The organism is Hymenobacter roseosalivarius DSM 11622 (assembly GCF_900176135.1).
Lineage (GTDB): Bacteria > Bacteroidota > Bacteroidia > Cytophagales > Hymenobacteraceae > Hymenobacter > Hymenobacter roseosalivarius.
The window spans coordinates 147,734-163,054 of sequence record NZ_FWWW01000039.1; the positions used below are offsets into that span (position 1 = coordinate 147,734).

14 protein-coding genes and 1 tRNA gene are annotated in these 15,321 nt (G+C 55.1%); 5 read left to right on the forward strand and 10 right to left on the reverse strand.

All coding sequences use genetic code 11. The annotated features are described in order from the left end of the window. Positions 1 to 108 precede the first annotated feature (108 nt). Positions 109 to 459, forward strand: coding sequence for a type II toxin-antitoxin system HicB family antitoxin (locus B9A24_RS03180; RefSeq protein WP_084443715.1), 351 nt, complete (start codon positions 109 to 111; stop codon positions 457 to 459). Between the two features lie 56 nt (positions 460 to 515). Here the strand turns inward: B9A24_RS03180 and B9A24_RS22225 are convergent, their stop codons facing one another. The 3 genes from B9A24_RS22225 to B9A24_RS03195 all read right to left on the reverse strand — a co-directional run bounded on the left by B9A24_RS22225 (position 516) and on the right by B9A24_RS03195 (position 4,802). Further along, on the reverse strand, positions 516 to 821 hold the full coding sequence (locus B9A24_RS22225) for a hypothetical protein (RefSeq protein WP_084443716.1): 306 nt from the start codon (positions 819 to 821) through the stop codon (positions 516 to 518). Between the two features lie 9 nt (positions 822 to 830). Beyond that, positions 831 to 3,215, reverse strand: coding sequence for a ribonucleoside-diphosphate reductase subunit alpha (locus B9A24_RS03190; RefSeq protein ID WP_084443741.1), 2,385 nt, complete (start codon positions 3,213 to 3,215; stop codon positions 831 to 833). 627 nt (positions 3,216 to 3,842) lie between these two features. Further along, positions 3,843 to 4,802: a ribonucleoside-diphosphate reductase small subunit gene (locus tag B9A24_RS03195; protein ID WP_084443717.1), complete on the reverse strand. Its 960-nt coding sequence runs from the start codon at positions 4,800 to 4,802 to the stop codon at positions 3,843 to 3,845. 471 nt (positions 4,803 to 5,273) lie between these two features. Here B9A24_RS03195 and rplU point away from each other — a divergent pair, with 471 nt between their 5' ends. Together rplU and rpmA are read left to right on the forward strand one after the other, a co-directional pair. After that, the gene (rplU, locus tag B9A24_RS03200) at positions 5,274 to 5,579 is read left to right on the forward strand and encodes a 50S ribosomal protein L21 (protein WP_084443718.1); all 306 of its coding nucleotides are present in this window, start codon (positions 5,274 to 5,276) and stop codon (positions 5,577 to 5,579) included. A 104-nt stretch (positions 5,580 to 5,683) separates the two neighbouring features. Then, positions 5,684 to 5,974, forward strand: coding sequence for a 50S ribosomal protein L27 (gene rpmA, locus B9A24_RS03205; protein WP_084443719.1), 291 nt, complete (start codon positions 5,684 to 5,686; stop codon positions 5,972 to 5,974). A gap of 119 nt (positions 5,975 to 6,093) precedes the next feature. Here rpmA and B9A24_RS03210 read toward each other — a convergent pair whose 3' ends face one another. From B9A24_RS03210 to hemW, 4 genes are all read right to left on the reverse strand, one after another. Continuing rightward, positions 6,094 to 6,864 (reverse strand): cyclase family protein, encoded by a 771-nt coding sequence (locus tag B9A24_RS03210; protein ID WP_084443720.1) that lies wholly within the window; start codon positions 6,862 to 6,864, stop codon positions 6,094 to 6,096. A 70-nt stretch (positions 6,865 to 6,934) separates the two neighbouring features. Next, on the reverse strand, positions 6,935 to 7,642 hold the full coding sequence (locus B9A24_RS03215) for an alpha/beta fold hydrolase (RefSeq protein ID WP_084443721.1): 708 nt from the start codon (positions 7,640 to 7,642) through the stop codon (positions 6,935 to 6,937). A 232-nt stretch (positions 7,643 to 7,874) separates the two neighbouring features. After that, on the reverse strand, positions 7,875 to 8,348 hold the full coding sequence (locus tag B9A24_RS21970) for a hypothetical protein (RefSeq protein WP_084443722.1): 474 nt from the start codon (positions 8,346 to 8,348) through the stop codon (positions 7,875 to 7,877). Between the two features lie 28 nt (positions 8,349 to 8,376). Next, on the reverse strand, positions 8,377 to 9,516 hold the full coding sequence (gene hemW / locus B9A24_RS03225; protein WP_084443723.1) for a radical SAM family heme chaperone HemW: 1,140 nt from the start codon (positions 9,514 to 9,516) through the stop codon (positions 8,377 to 8,379). Between the two features lie 285 nt (positions 9,517 to 9,801). On the opposite strand from hemW, the gene B9A24_RS03230 reads away from it, so the two are divergent. Beyond that, positions 9,802 to 11,643, forward strand: a complete 1,842-nt coding sequence (locus tag B9A24_RS03230; protein WP_084443724.1) for a POTRA domain-containing protein — start codon at positions 9,802 to 9,804, stop codon at positions 11,641 to 11,643. Positions 11,644 to 11,778: 135 nt separating this feature from the next. After that, positions 11,779 to 11,851: transfer RNA gene (locus B9A24_RS03235), tRNA-Met, on the forward strand. A gap of 267 nt (positions 11,852 to 12,118) precedes the next feature. On the opposite strand, the gene B9A24_RS03240 is transcribed toward B9A24_RS03235, so the two are convergent. The 3 genes from B9A24_RS03240 to B9A24_RS22565 all read right to left on the reverse strand — a co-directional run. Beyond that, a complete protein-coding gene (locus B9A24_RS03240; RefSeq protein ID WP_084443725.1) occupies positions 12,119 to 13,333 on the reverse strand; it encodes an aminopeptidase in 1,215 nt (404 codons plus the stop codon). Between the two features lie 716 nt (positions 13,334 to 14,049). Next, positions 14,050 to 14,892 (reverse strand): substrate-binding domain-containing protein, encoded by an 843-nt coding sequence (locus B9A24_RS03245; RefSeq protein ID WP_234996939.1) that lies wholly within the window; start codon positions 14,890 to 14,892, stop codon positions 14,050 to 14,052. Further along, positions 14,889 to 15,321: LacI family DNA-binding transcriptional regulator (locus tag B9A24_RS22565; RefSeq protein ID WP_234996941.1), on the reverse strand; the 433-nt coding region annotated here is incomplete at its 5' end. The genes B9A24_RS22565 and B9A24_RS03245, both read right to left, overlap by 4 nt.

Sequence of the window (15,321 nt, forward strand, 5' to 3'; positions counted from 1 at the left end):
GTTGGTTGTGCTTTGCAAGGGCTGCCGAACAGAAAGACCTTATTCGGTTGTTATGGACGAAACCTTTCTGGTAACTTTACTTACTTCAACCCCGAATCTGGTTCTACTATGGCATCTCTCACCACTGACCTCCACGGCGCCGTCACGAAAGTACAGGTGGAAGTGCTGCTCGTGCTGGACGATAGCGGCCAGTATGTGGCCTACTGTCCGGCGCTGGAGCTCTCCTCCTACGGCGATACCGAGGACGAAGCCCGGCAGGCCTTTGAGGAAGCCTTACGCTTCTTTGCCGCCGACACGGCCCGCCGGGGTACTCTCGACCAACTATTGCTGGCCTTTGGCTGGCGTTTGGTAAAGAAGCCTCTGGCCGTATACGAGCCGCCCCGCTTGCCGCTGGAGTTGCTGAATGCGCCCGTCCGTTCTCGTCGCGTCCTCACCGAAGATATTCTGCTGCCTGCTTAGTAACCTTGGCTAGCTTTTTATAAAAAAGAGCCTTTCCATCATGGAAAGGCTCTTTTTTATTCTTCGTTTTTCTTGCGCCGCTTCTGCGCTGCACGGGCCGCTTTCGGATTGGCTTGTTCCGCCAGCAGCTTATTAAACTCTTCCTTGGTGACCACACCGGATAGCTCCAGCGTCACTAAGTTGGTGTGCATGTGCAACAGTGGAATATCTCTGTCCTTCTCCCGAATGGTAACCATGCGAAGCAAAGTCTTGCCGGAGCCGGCCGAAAAATCCCAGTGCTGATGGCTGGCCTCGGTACGAATGTGTACCAAGCCCAGCACTTTCAGCAAAGCCACATACTGCTGATACGGAATAGATTTCACCGTTTCAATCTACGAACCGCAAGCCTCGCAAGCGTCTGGATTATCCAGCGAGCAAGCCATATCCGAAGCATTCTGGGCAGCTACGTTCAGCGGCTCCAGGGTCTCGGCGGCTTGTTTCTGCACCGTGAACTTGATGGCGTCGGCGGCGGCTTTGGTGCGCAGGTAGTACATGCCGGTTTTCAGGCCGCGCTTCCAGCTGTGGAAGTGCATGCTGGTGAGCTTGCCGAAGTTCACGTTCATCACATGCAGGTTTAGGCTCTGGCTCTGGCAAATAAAAGCCCCCCGGTCGGCCGACATATCGATAATGCGGCGCTGGGAGATTTCCCACACCGTCTTATACAGGTCTTTGATGTGCTGCGGGATGCGGGCGATGTTCTGCACTGAGCCGTTGGCGGCAATGATTTCGTTTTTCATCTGCTCGTTCCAGATGCCGAGCTTGATGAGGTCCTTGAGCAAGTGCTTGTTCACTACCATAAACTCGCCGCTCAGCACGCGCCGCACGTAGATGTTGGAGGTGTAAGGCTCAAACGACTCGTTGTTGCCGAGAATCTGAGCGGTGCTGGCCGTGGGCATCGGCGCCACCAGCAGGGAGTTGCGCATGCCGTGCTCCATTACCTGAGCGCGTAGCGTTTCCCAATCCCAGCGGCCCGAGTCGGGCATCACGTCCCAGAGGTCGAACTGGAACTTGCCCTGGCTCATGGGCGAGCCGACGAAAGTTTCGTAGGGACCATTTTTCTTGGCCAAATCCATCGAAGCCGTGCAGGCCGCGAAGTAGATGGTCTCGAAGATGTCCTTGTTCAGGCCCGTGGCTTCGTCGCTCTCGAAAGGCATCCGCAGCGCAATAAACGTATCGGCCAGCCCTTGCACGCCCAGCCCGATGGGGCGGTGGCGGCGGTTGGAGCGCTCGGCCTCGGGCACGGGGTAATAGTTGATGTCAATAACCTTGTTCAGGTTCTTGGTAGCGTGGTACGTGACATCGTACAGCTTCTGGTGGTCGAACACCAGCTGGCCCTTCTGCTCGCCTTCCTTCACGAAGCGTGGCAAGGCCAGCGAAGCCAGGTTGCAGACGGCAATTTCGTGCTCGTCGGTGTACTCCATAATCTCGGTGCACAGGTTCGATGACTTGATGGTGCCCAGATTCTGCTGGTTCGACTTGCGGTTGGCGGCGTCCTTGAACAGCATGTAGGGTGTGCCGGTCTCGGTCTGGCTTTCCAGAATGGCAAACCACAGCTCCTGCGCCTTGATGGTCTTGCGGCCGCGGCCTTCCTTCTCGTACTTGCGGTACAAGCGCTCGAAGTCCTCACCCCAGGCGTCGCCCAGGCCGGGGCACTCGTTGGGGCACATCAGGGTCCAGTCGCCGTTATCCTCCACGCGCTTCATGAATAAGTCGGGCGTCCAGAGGGCGTAGAACAGGTCGCGGGCGCGGTTTTCTTCCTTGCCGTGGTTCTTTTTCAGATCCAGGAAGTCGAAAATATCGGCGTGCCAGGGCTCGATGTAGATAGCGAAGGCTCCTTTGCGCTTGCCACCACCCTGGTCCACGTAGCGGGCCGTGTCGTTGAACACCTTCAGCATCGGGATGATACCGTTGGAAGTGCCGTTGGTGCCCTTGATGTAGGAGCCCGTGGCCCGCACGTTATGAATGCTCAAGCCAATACCACCCGCCGACTGCGAAATCTGAGCGCAGTTTTTTAGCGTGTCGTAAATGCCTGTGATGGAGTCGTCCTTCATGGTGAGCAGGAAGCACGACGACAGCTGGGGTTTCGGTGAGCCGGCGTTAAACAGGGTAGGCGTAGCGTGGGTAAACCACCGCTCGCTCATCAGCTCATAGGTTTCAAGGGCCGATTCGATATCGTCCTTGTGAATCCCGATGGCCACGCGCATGAGCATGTGCTGGGGCCGCTCGATTACCTTGCCGTCCACGCGCAGCAGATAGGAGCGCTCCAGAGTTTTGAACCCGAAGTAGTCGTAGCTGTAGTCGCGGTCGTAGAGAATGGCCGAGTCGAGGGTAGCCGCGTGCTTGTGGATAACTTCCCACACGTCTTTGGCGATGAGCGAAGCGTTTTCGCCGGTCTTGGGGTCCTCGTAGGTGTACAGCCGCTTCATGGTGCTGCTGAACGACTTGGAGGTCACCTTATGCAGGTTGCTCACGGCAATGCGGGCCGCCAGAATAGCGTAATCGGGGTGTTTGGTGGTGAGCGAGGCGGCGGTTTCGGCCGCCAGATTGTCCAGCTCAATGGTCGTTACGCCGTCATAAATCCCGTCAATGACCTTTTTGGCCACCTCAATGGGCGAGACATACACCATGTTGAGCCCGTAGCAGAGCTTCTCAATGCGCGCCGTGACTTTGTCAAATTTCACGGATTCGCGCCGGCCGTCGCGTTTAATTACCAGCATAAGCGTGTGCGTTTTGGTAGTTGGATATGAGTTTGCCGGCTCAGCCAAGAGCAGGCAGTTGGATCAGGAAAATGGGGCAAGCAGCCGTAGGATGCGGCTAATCGTTGCGGAAGATATTTCTATCTGTCGGGTAGGACAAGACTTATCAACAGAAGTTATCCACATAGTCCAAAAATATAGCGCTGGGGGGCAAAATTGTTGGGAGGCGCTGGGGGATTGGTGCTAAATTTTGCTGGGAAAATTGGGTTGTGCTGTTGGGGGAAGTTTGGTAGGGCGGGACCTCACCCCCCGGCCCCCTCTCCCAAAAAGAGGGGGAGCCAGGCGCTCGGCCTACGCCGCCCTGTCGACTCGTGTCTCCAGCACGGCTACCCCTCTAACAGTACAGGTAAAGTTTTGTCAAATAGGAAAGGCAACGACTGGCGGTCGGTGCCTTTTATTTTCTACACATTCGGTAGTGGTTGCGGAGGCGGCAGCCGACGTAGCCGCGTAGGCCGAGCGCCTGACTCCCCCTCTTTTTGGGAGAGGGGGCCGGGGGGTGAGGCCCATCGTCTGAACGACCAACCTAACCAACCAACAAAAAAGCCCCCCAGCCAACGCCAGAGGGCTCCTTTATTGAGAATCAATGTTTTAAAAATCCTCGTCCAGCGAGAAAGCATTCTCGGTGCGCTCGCTCATTACGCCGGCTTTCTGGTACTCAGCCACCCGCTTCTCGAAGAAGTTGGTCTTGCCCTGCAGCGAAATCATCTCCATGAAATCGAAGGGGTTGGAGGCGTTGTAGATCTTGCTGTAGCCCAGCGACTCAAGCAGGCGGTCGGCCACGAACTCGATGTACTGCGCCATGTTTTTGGCGTTCATCCCAATGAGATTTACGGGCAGCGCATCCGTCACAAACTCTTGCTCGATCTGCACCGCGTCGCGGATGATGCTGTGTACACGCTCCTCGGAGAGCTTGTTTTGTAGATAACCGTAGAGCAGGCAAGCGAAGTCGCAGTGCAGGCCTTCGTCGCGGGAAATCAACTCATTGGAGAAAGTGAGACCGGGCATCAGACCGCGCTTCTTTAACCAGAAAATCGAGCAGAAGGAGCCGGAGAAGAAAATGCCCTCCACGGCCGCGAAGGCAATGATGCGCTCGGCGAAGTCCTCGGAGTTGATCCACTTTAGGGCCCACTCGCCTTTTTTCTTCACGCACGGTACGGTTTCGAGGGCGTTGAAGAGACGGTCTTTCTCCTTGGGGTCTTTGATGTAGGTGTCGATCAGCAGCGAATAGGTCTCGCTGTGAATGTTTTCCATCATAATCTGGAAGCCATAGAAGCAGCGCGCTTCAGGCATCTGCACTTCCTGCATGAAGTTTACGGCCAGATTTTCATTCACGATGCCATCGGAGGCCGCGAAGAAGGCCAGCACGTGGGAAATGAAGTGCCGCTCGTTATCGTTGAGGTTTTCCCAGTCTTTCTGGTCCTGGGAGAGGTCTATTTCCTCGGCGGTCCAGAAGGAGGCCTCCGCCTTCTTGTAGAATTGCCAGACATCGTCGTTCTGGATGGGGAAAAGCACAAAGCGGTTGGGGTTTTCAACGAGCAGTGGTTCCATAGCAGATAGCGTATTGAAGGTGAAACGCGACCAGAAATATGGTCGGCTAGTGGTTTGCCAACCTAGCGGCAAACGGAAATGTTTAGGCTGGCTTTAGATAAAACTTGACCGGCCATGGGATCAAATATAAACCCGGCAGCTGGCAAAATGCCCCCCGAAAATCATTTTCTTCGGTTAAATTTTCTTCTGGCTTACGGACTAACTATTGGAAGGAAATTTGTGGCAGCGGCTGGAATTGTCCTCGAAACGCCCGAATTTTGAATACTTATCAACATTTGGGCTGTGGACAATCCAACTTATCCACAAAAAGTGTATTCGCGTGCCCGGTGCGCGCTCCTACAAGCCTCCCGATAAGCTTGTCAGAAATTCGCCTTAGACAGCCGACCAAATGAAGACTAGTGAGTTAGGTTTGGTTTTGAATCTAAAACCTGCTACTTTTGCCTTCCCATTTTTAAAACACGCGAGACGCCGATGTACGCAATCGTCAACATAGCTGGCAAGCAGACCAAGGTCGAAGCCGAGAAATTTGTTTATACCCACAAACTGGCCGGCAACGTCGGCGACTCAGTTGAGTTGGGCAACGTGCTCCTGACCGATAACAACGGTTCGCTCACTATCGGCGCTCCGTTTCTGGACGTGAAAGTGACAGGCACCATCTTGGCCCAGGTAAAAGGTGACAAGGTATTGGTGTTCAAGAAGAAGCGTCGGAAGGGCTACAAGAAGCTCAACGGCCACCGTCAGGACTACACCAAAGTAATGATCAACAGCATCGGCTAGTTTAGTGCTCTGTCGTTGGTGCCTGGTGCTTAGTTTAGATAGCTAAGAATTCTGGTCCAACAACCTCTTAAGCACTAAATAGCAGGCACTAATAACTAAATAAAATGGCACACAAGAAAGGCGTCGGCTCATCTAACAACGGCCGCGAATCGCACTCTAAGCGCTTGGGCGTGAAGATTTTCGGCGGTCAAGACATTATTGCTGGCAACATCATCGTTCGTCAGCGTGGTACCAAGCATCACCCCGGCCAGAACGTGGGTATCGGCAAGGACCACACTCTGTTCGCTATGGTAGACGGCACCGTGCAGTTCCGCAAGGGCCGCCAGGACCGCTCGTTCGTGTCGGTAGTGCCCGTTATCAGCGACGCTGAGCTGACCGAAGCAACTGCTGCTTAGCCTGAATTACTAGTTAACCGGACTCCATATATTTTATGGAAGTCGATGAACCAGTCAAAAAGCCCCCCAGATTTGCCTGGGGGGCTTTTTGCGATCCTATTGTTATGCTGACAATAATATTAGCTTAATTGGTATAAGACCGGCTTGCTCGGGCTGGCGTCTAATTCCAAGCTGGTGATCTGGAGGTTGAGCAGATACAAACCGTCTTTCAGCTCATCGGGCACGAAAATCAGCTCTGTAATAGTGCTAGAGCGGCGGGTGTGCTGAGGATATTGCCAGAACGCATGATGAGCAAGGAGTTGACCGCCGTCTTCTTCCCGATCTACGCTGGGTAGGTCCAGGAGAAGGTGCTCAATGTGGTGGTCGGCGAGGTATTGAGTAAGTGCGGGCTCCAGATAAATAGGGTTGGTACCGGAATATTGCCGCGTGCGCTTGCCTTTGTGATTGGGCAACGTCCGTAGAATGATGGCCTCCGGCAACACCTCAGAATCCGGCAAAAAGCCCCCCAGCGCCGACTGTGCATCGGCCAGCATGACTATTTGGTCGCCGTTGGCCTGCCGGCGCGGTTCCACTGAGAGTAGTCGGGCCACGAACAAAAAGCGGCGCAGGCAGCGGTTAATGGTCGCGTCCGGGTCAGTGGAAATATGGCCGTAGCATTCGGTATGCGTGCCGTTGCCGTGGGGCGTGAGATGCACGCGCTTATAGTTGGTGCTGCCGCCCTCGGCCACGCTCCCCACAAAGTCGCCCACCCGAATGGTATCGAACCGCACTGGCTCGGCCCAAAAGCAATTCGCCTGATTCGGGCCGGGCGCCAGCGGCAGGGAAATATCCAGCGGCGCGCCGGGATCGAAGGAGAACGTGTGACCGTGGTAGGGGTAGGTTGCGAGCATAAGTTGGTGGTAATCGAAAGTAGGGGCGGCTCGCAGCCGCCCACCTGCTGCTGGTAGTTGCAAACGGCGGTTACGGGCGACTGCGAGCCGCCCCTACTTCAGCAACTTCAGCATCCGCTGCTCCTGTTGAGGCTTGCTGCTTGCGTAGCAGCTCATTCAAAATCTGGCTGATTTGCTGGGCGTGGGTGAGAACCATGAAGTGCGTGCCGCCGGGAATAAGATAATCAACGGGCGCGGGCGAGGGCGGAAAAACCCGGTCGCGGGAGCCCAGGATCTGCACGCAGCTGCCGACGCCGATGCTGTCCCAGTGTAAGAGCCGCTTGATAGCCCAGCTGGTATAAGTGGAGTCCATGTCGCGCAGAATGGCCTTAAATGTTTTGTATTCCAGGTTGTCATCAATGCCAAAATACCAGCGCCCGGCCCACGGAAACAGCTTGAGCAGGGGCGGCGGGACCAACTTATACACCCGCGTAGCCCGAATGAGGCGAAGCAGAGGAGGTAGACGGTCGGCATCGGGAATGCTGGATACCAGCACGGCGCAGGCGCGCGGCCGAATGCGGCAGATTTCCAGCGCTACCACGCCGCCAAACGACACGCCTACCACAAAACAGACCTGATCCTCGGGAATTGCCGCCGCCATGCGCCGCACATAGTCTGGCAATGACTCGTCGTTAATCGGCTTCAGCCATTCCAGCACCTGAGTTGGTCCGTGGAGCAAGGGCAACAGCTTGCGAAAAACGCGCTCATCAGCCCCAAGACCAGGAATCAGGTAAAACATGGAGTGTTTGAAAAGGTGAAAGTAAAGTTGAACAAGCGCTTAAGACAAGAACGTCATGCAGAGCGAAGCGAAGCATCTCGCGTGCTGACGTAAGAATAGTAAGCCTGCCAAACTCGCGAGATGCTTCGCTTCGCTCTGCATGACGGGCTTTTAGGGTACCTGCCTCGCCTGCGTAAAAAAATAGATCACTGTTAAAAGATGCTCTCAACTATGCAATAAGAAGTACTTCCGCCTACGGTTCGAGCCGCAGATACACGCCTTCTAAGTAAAAGATATTATGGGGGGCAATTTCTTCGTCATCATCCTCACTTTCCTCCTCATCCTCACCCTCTTCTGCCTCGCCCTCATCATCATCTTCTACTAACGTAGCCGGATAGGTACAAGCCAGCTTCATGGCTACGTTTGGGAGCGGTACGGGGGGCTTTTCTTCGGTGGTATACTCCAACAGGCAGGGCCATTCCGTGACGGTGGCCAAAGCTTCGGCCACTTCTTCCTGTAGGGCTTCCGCCCGCTCGCCGGCCAGACGTAGCAATAAATCCAGAGCCGGAAATTGCAGGCCCAAGTGGAAGAAATGCAGATTGTTATCAAAGTAAGTAGTGGCCCACACGGTCACGTCGTCGGTCGTATCGAAGACGATGGCGGTGATTTGAACGTGCTCGACAAAAAAGTCAGCATCGTCGGCGAGGGCATCAATCAGGCGTTCCATAGGCACAGATTACGCTGATTTTATCGATTTAGCCAAGGTCCTGAAATAATTCCAGGGTGATGTGGTCGGCCAGTAGCTTGCCCTGATCAGTCAGAACCAGGACATCATTGTGCAGGGTGGCCCAGTGGTTTTCCTGCAAACCGTGCAAGTAGTCAGCACATTGAGTACGCAGATCCACCCCGAATTCCTGCCGCAGGCGTGCTAGGTCGCAGCCCCGAGCAGTGCGAAGACTAGTCATTAAGTACTCGTTGGCGCGGTCGGTGGGAGAAAGAGTTTCGCGGGTGGCGGGCACCTCGTTCTGCTCCAGCAGGCTGGTGACGTAGCGCGTATTATTAGCTACCGCAAACTCCCGGCTCGTACCATCGAAGGAATGGGCGCTCGGTCCTAAGCCCAGGTAAGGCACGCCGCGCCAGTAGTTCGAGTTGTGGCGCGACTCGCGGCCAGGGCGGCAGAAGTTGGAAATCTCGTACTGCTCGTAGCCGTGGGCGGCTATTTCTGCCAGCAACATCTCAAACTGCCGGGCCACAAACTCATCGGGCGGCGGGGTAAACTGACCTTTGCGCAGGCGGCGCCCGAATACTGTATCGGGCTCAATGGTAAGCGCATAACAGGATAAATGGGGAACTTGCAAGGCAAACGCGGCCGCCATATCCTGCTCCCAAATGCTGTGGTCGGGGGCCGGCACGCCGTAAATCAAATCCACCGAGATATTCTCAAAGCCAGCCTCCTGAGCCAGTCGTACGCACCGCGCTGAATCAGTGGCGGAGTGAGCCCGATTCATGAGCCGCAAATGTGGTTCATGAAAGCTTTGCAGACCAATACTCAGACGGTTGATAGGCGAAGCCGCTAGCTCCCGCAATTTGTCGGCGGTAAGGTCATCGGGGTTGGCTTCAAGGGTAATTTCGGCCTGGGGGGCAATTTTGAAGTGCCGGTGAATGGCTGCGAACAACGTGTCCAGTTCCGCCGCTGTCAGTAGGGAAGGGGTGCCGCCGCCGAAGTAAATCGTGTCGAGCGTGGCCTGCGGACTGAGGTAGTCACGGCGCAGCTCCAGCTCTCGCGCCAGGGCTTCTACCAGCTTGCCTTTCAAGCCCAGGGAAGTGCTGAAATGGAAGTCGCAGTAGTGGCAGGCTTGTTTGCAAAAGGGAATATGAAGGTAAAGGCCGGGCATTCAGGTGGAAAAGGTAGCGTATGTGGTAACAACCAGAGACGCGTGATTAGTTTGGACCATTGTTTCTCCGCCCAATAAAAAAGGAAGCAACTCCACCCGCACAATCTCCTGGTCCGTCCTGCAAGTTACCCAGATAGTAAATCTTAACTGCGCGGGGCGCATAAAGAGCACCTGACGGCGGCACTCCTACCTGCGGAATCAGTCTCAAGCACAGCCTTCAAAATTAAATGCCTCCAGTCCGCGTTCTTTGCTTTAATGTGCGCCCGCGTCTTTTGCTACTGTGTGTTGAGTCTGCTCCTGACTGGCTGGCCGGGCGCGGTACGGGCGCAGATAACGCCTGCTCCGGCTGCGCCCAATCAGCCAGCGTTGCAGACGCCGCCTCTGCCTCCGGCCCGATCTGACACCAGCACCACGCGGCTTCGCAAGCCACTTCGGGGGGCAAAATTCATTCAACTCAACACAGAGCCAGCAGACCGGCCTACGCTGGAGCGCTACCGGTTTCGCCCCAACGCTCCCGACTCACTCACCGCCCTGCGCACCATCCGTGACGTAGTACTGGCCCTGCAAGCCGACGCTTACCTCACCGCCTCAGCCGATACTATGCGCTGGAGTCGCGACATGGTGCAGGTACGCCTGTATGTAGGCGAGCAATTTCGGTGGGCGCGCCTGCGCAACGGTAACCTCGGCGACGGCCTGCTTACCAAAGCCGGTTACCGAGAAAAGTTCTTCCGCGACCAGCCATTTCGCCCCCAGGAGTGGACCCAGCTCCAGCAGCGCGTGCTGGCCGAAGCCGAAAACCAGGGCTATCCTTTTGCCACTGTACGCCTGGATTCCGTGGCTCTCACCGGCTCCGATATTGAAGGCCGCGTGGTGCTCGACCGCGGCCCTGTTATCGTATTCGACTCTTTACAAGTGCTGGGCAATACCAAAACCCGGACGCAGTTCCTGATTCGCTACCTGCAGATTTTTCCAAATCAGCCCTATAGCCAACAGCGGGTGGCTGCCGTTGCCCGGCTGCTGCGCCAGTTACCTTATATACAGGTAAAAGCCGAGCCTGAAGTGCGTTTCGCGCAAGGCAAAGCGCGGGTGTACCTACTCCTCGACGACCGTCCCGCCAACCAATTCGACGCCATTGTGGGCGTACTGCCCAACCCAAACCCCGGACCGGGCCAGAACAAAGTGCAGCTCACCGGCGACGTGACCATCAACCTGCGCAATATTCGCGGCGGGGGCAAGCAGCTAGGCCTGCAATGGCGCAAAGTAGACGCCGCCTCGCAGCTGCTCGACGCGCAGTACGTGCACCCCAACTTCTTCGGCTCGCCGCTGGAGGTGGGGGGCAATTTTAACCTCTACCGCCAGTCTGATGCCTTTCTGACGCTGCGGCCTCGCCTACAGGTTACGTACCCCACGGCACGCGCCGGGCGCATCAGCTTTTTTACCGAGTTTCGCAGCTCACGCTTGCTGTCCGATTCCACGTTCCGCGAGTTGCAGGCTCTCCCCGAAAACATCGATTCCGAGTACACTTCCTACGGCTTCGACTACTCCAAAAGCACCCTCGATGACTTATATTTTCCGCGTCGGGGGGGCTTTTTTTCAGGCTTGGCTGCCGTCGGCAACAAGCGCATCAGCAAAAACACCGATCTCAACGACACATTGTATACCCGCGTGCCCCTGCGCTCTACCCAAGTCACCCTGGGCGGTCGGGCCGAGTACTACTATCCGATTGGTCGCAACGGGGTACTGCTCGGCCGGGTGCGGGGCGAGTCCTTGCTCAATGACCGTCTGTTTCTCAACGACCTGTTTCGGCTCGGCGGCCTGGCCACCCTGCGCGGTTTCAGCGAGTTTGCCTTCTACGCCAGCTCCTATGCCGTAGGCACGTTGGAGTACCGCCAGTTCACCGGCCCCGATTCCTTCGTGTTTCTCTTCCTGGATCAGGCTTATCTGCAGCGTAAGCTAAACCAAGGGGCCAACGCCGACGCGCCAACGGGGGTGGGCGCTGGTATCAGCTTTCGCACTGGCGCGGGCCTGTTTCAGCTGGTGTATTCTGTTGGCCGCTCAGAGCAGCTAAATCAAAAGCTGGCGCTCAATACCTCCAAAATTCACTTCGGTATTACCAGTCGGTTTTAAGGTCAAGTGCTTAATCACGCGTTTAGTAAAGAATAAAGCGGCTGATTATCAGTATAGAACACTCAAAAAGCAACTTTTTGCAGTGCAACACCACCTAATTCCGAAAAAGCCTCTTACATTTGCAGAACCAAACAGTGCGGGGTGGAGCAGTTGGTAGCTCGTTGGGCTCATAACCCAAAGGTCACAGGTTCGAGTCCTGTCCCCGCTACCTAAAAGGCCGTTTCCTATCAGGAAACGGCCTTTTCTTTTGTCAGCAGGACGCTTTACAGGATAAACTCATCCAATTTTCCATCGCCTAGTATAGGCTGACACAGTTAGCAAGCTTTATAAAACGGGCGGAGTAACTCTACCTAACGCTAAAAGCCCCGCGTTCCTCCTAGAGAGCGCGGGGCTTTTTTGCTAAGAAGATAAACTTATCAGCTTAGCATTAACAGCGTAAAAGCAGCTTTAATATCCGGACGGAAAGCGTGCTAACTCATTTCTGCGCTTTCTTGCCCATGGGGGCGGCCTTGGCTACTGTCGGCGACACCAGCTGGCCATTGCGCACAACCACGGTACCGTCTACTTCCACGGTAGCGTTGGCAATGGGAAAGCTGTAGCTGGTCGCCGCCTGGTTCTGACCGCCAAGCAGCTCATTGTTGCCGATAGCCAGATACACCATTCCGGCGGCCGTAGAAGGATTGAAGCCTTTTTGTTCCTGCGGCTTCATGGCTGGGTTTAGGCCAATGGAAAAGTAGCCTAGCTGCATCATACCAGGATCATACGACGCGAGCGACTTCTGAAAGTCTTCTGAGCCGGCGTCGGCGCGGGAGTTAGCCAACTGACCATTTTTCAGCTCGGCCTTAAAGCCTTGCATGGGTTTCCCATTCCACGTAGTAGGCGAGGCCTCTAACCGGCCCGTGGCGGATGTTTCCTGGCAGGTACCATAGATCCGCCCACCGGGGAGGGACGCCGTACGATTATAGATGAGCTTCTCCTGCTGATCGGCCGCGGTGAGCACGCCGTCGTCAACAAAGACCGGGCGGGCGGCGAGCTGAAAAGTTAAGTTGGTGCCCGTGGGGGAGGTGATATGTACTTTTTTGCCCGTGGTCAGCAGCTGTTTCAGTTGCTGCGCCTGCGTTGCAACGGCCGTATAATCAGTGCCAATGCCCGCCCAAATCATCTGTTCGTAGCTTGGGTAGTCAAGCTGCTGATTCGCTGCAAGGCTTTTGCTAGGGTAGCTCACAAAGACGCCCCGAATCTTGGCGGCATCCAGCTTTTTGCTTAACCCGGCATCCGCCGCCACTTTCGCAAATTTGGCCTGGCGGGCCGGAGTGATGCCGGCCAGTACGGCCTTGCTGTCTTCTAATTGGGGCAGCGTGATTAGTACATCCGCCTGCAATAGCCAGTTGTCGCTTTTGGAGGCTTGAATCGCCGATTCTGGCATTTCTACGTCGATGGCATGCGCTACCTTATCAGTATTCACCATCATCTCCGGCTGCCCACCCACGCGGGCTACTTCCACGGCAATAGCCTCCATTAGCGGCATGGTATGCTTGCCGCCCGTAATCATCACTAGTTCGCCGGGCTTCACGCCGGCAGAGGTGTTTACTATTTGCTTGGCTATCTGCTCATAATTCTGCCCGAATACGGGACTGGCCATCAAAAGCAGGCCTAGTAGCCCACTGGTTGCTGCATAACGGTTTCTCATGTTGGTTGGGATTGAGGGTGAGGGGTAGACAGGTAAAAAAGAAAAGGCCGGGGCAGCCACCGCCGCCCCGGCCTTTTGGTCGTGAACAGTAAGTTAATAAAGCGGTGTATTAAATTTTTATTTAATTATACAAATAATATTTATAAATATATCTATAAAAAATAAGCGTATGAATATATACAATCCTTATTTCTCATTTCACCGGTGCTAGTGGCCTTTTCAGCAAGTAATTACCAATCAAATAATTATAATGATCACTGCCACCGCCACGCTTGTACAGTGTGTTTGCCAGCTACCGCTTAGCTGCTCTGCTTCACTGACGCGAGTTAAGCCTACTTTAACTCATGATGAACTCCGTCGGGCGGCGCCTCCCTATTAATAGAGTAATACTTGTGGTGTTCGTCGGAGGAATTCTCTTCTACGTTCAATGTCACTTCAACTGGGCCTTTTCTTACTCAGTGCTCAGGATGGTGCGTTGCGGCCTCGGGGTTAAAAATTCAGTCAGCCCCGTATGCTCAGCTAAAAAAGCCCCCCGACTACGCTTGACAAGCGAGTAACTGCCAAGTCGGGGCAGTTGTACTCGGGCTTCCGAAACTCAGAACGCTGGGTTTACCGTGGCACGCAGCACTGGGGGCATTTATGTGGTGCACCACCATACTCAGGCCGGCCGCTACCAGAGCCAATGCGTGCTGGAGTAAACGAGCGCGCACGGCTACTTAAATTTCCAGCTTAAAAAAGCCCCCCTTGCCTTTTAGAGAGGATTGCCGGATGACCAAGTCGCCGGAGATGACAAAGGTGCGAGGTTGAAGATCTTCCTTCTGGCGCATCTGCTCTAGGAATAGTCGTGCCGCTTGCTGACCGATGCGGTAAGGATGAAGGTCAACGGTGGTAAGTCCCGGCTCGATCATGGGGGCCATAAACTCGTCGCCGAACTCTACCACTGCCATGTCCCCTGGCACTCGCAGACCGCGCTTTTTGAGGGCTACTAATAAATCGAAGGCATTGATGTAGTTGATGGCAAAAATAGCGTCGGGCGGCTCGGGCAGGGCCAGCCAGGCATTCAGGGCAGCTACGGCCTCCGCTGGCTGAAACTCAATGTGAATTTCGTGCTCCGGGCGGAGGGGGAGCTGGTTGCGTTTAAGCGCATGCTGGTAGCCCGCCAATCGATTACGGCTAATCAGCAACGACTCGGGGCCCGCCAGGATAGCAATACACCGCGCGCCCTGCTCAATCAGGTGCTCCGTCACAGTGAAAGCGCCGTTCCAGTCGTCCAGAATCACTTTGGCACTGTCTACTTCATTGCTCACCCTATCGAAGTGCACGATAGGAATACCGCGGCAGGCCAAAGGCTTTACGTGGTCGAAATTTCGGGTTTCGCGGGAGTGGCAGATCAGCAGCCCGTCCACGCGGCTGGCGATAAGTGCCTGCACGTTAGTTACTTCCACCTCATACGACTCCTTCGACTGGCAGATCATTACGCGGTAGCCTGCCTCTGATACTACCTGCTGAATACCGCTAATGGCAGTGGCAAAAAACGGCCGTTCGATGTCAGGTATCACGACGCCAATGGTTTTGGTTTCGCTGCTCTTAAGCTCTGGGCCAGTAAGTTAGGTTGATAATCCAGCTGTCGGACCACATCAATAATTGCCTGTTGGGTATTAGAGTTAATATCCGAGTGATCATTAAGCGCCCGCGACACCGTGGACGGCGCAACGCCCAGCACTTTCGCCACATCGCTGATCGTGGTTTGGTGGCGTTTGCGCTCGGGTCCTAGCAACGCCTTATTATCCGTGAAGTGATAGCCACAGGTCTTACAGAAGAACCGTTGGCGGCCCCGAATGAAGCCTGCCCCCATCACCGCATCAGCGGAGGTACACTTTGTGCATTTAATCATAAGATGAATAGTATTTTTCGGAGTAGCCAAACGGTAGTGAGAAAGCACTGCGAAATATCCTCCTTGATTATTCGAAAATAATCTAAAATTATTT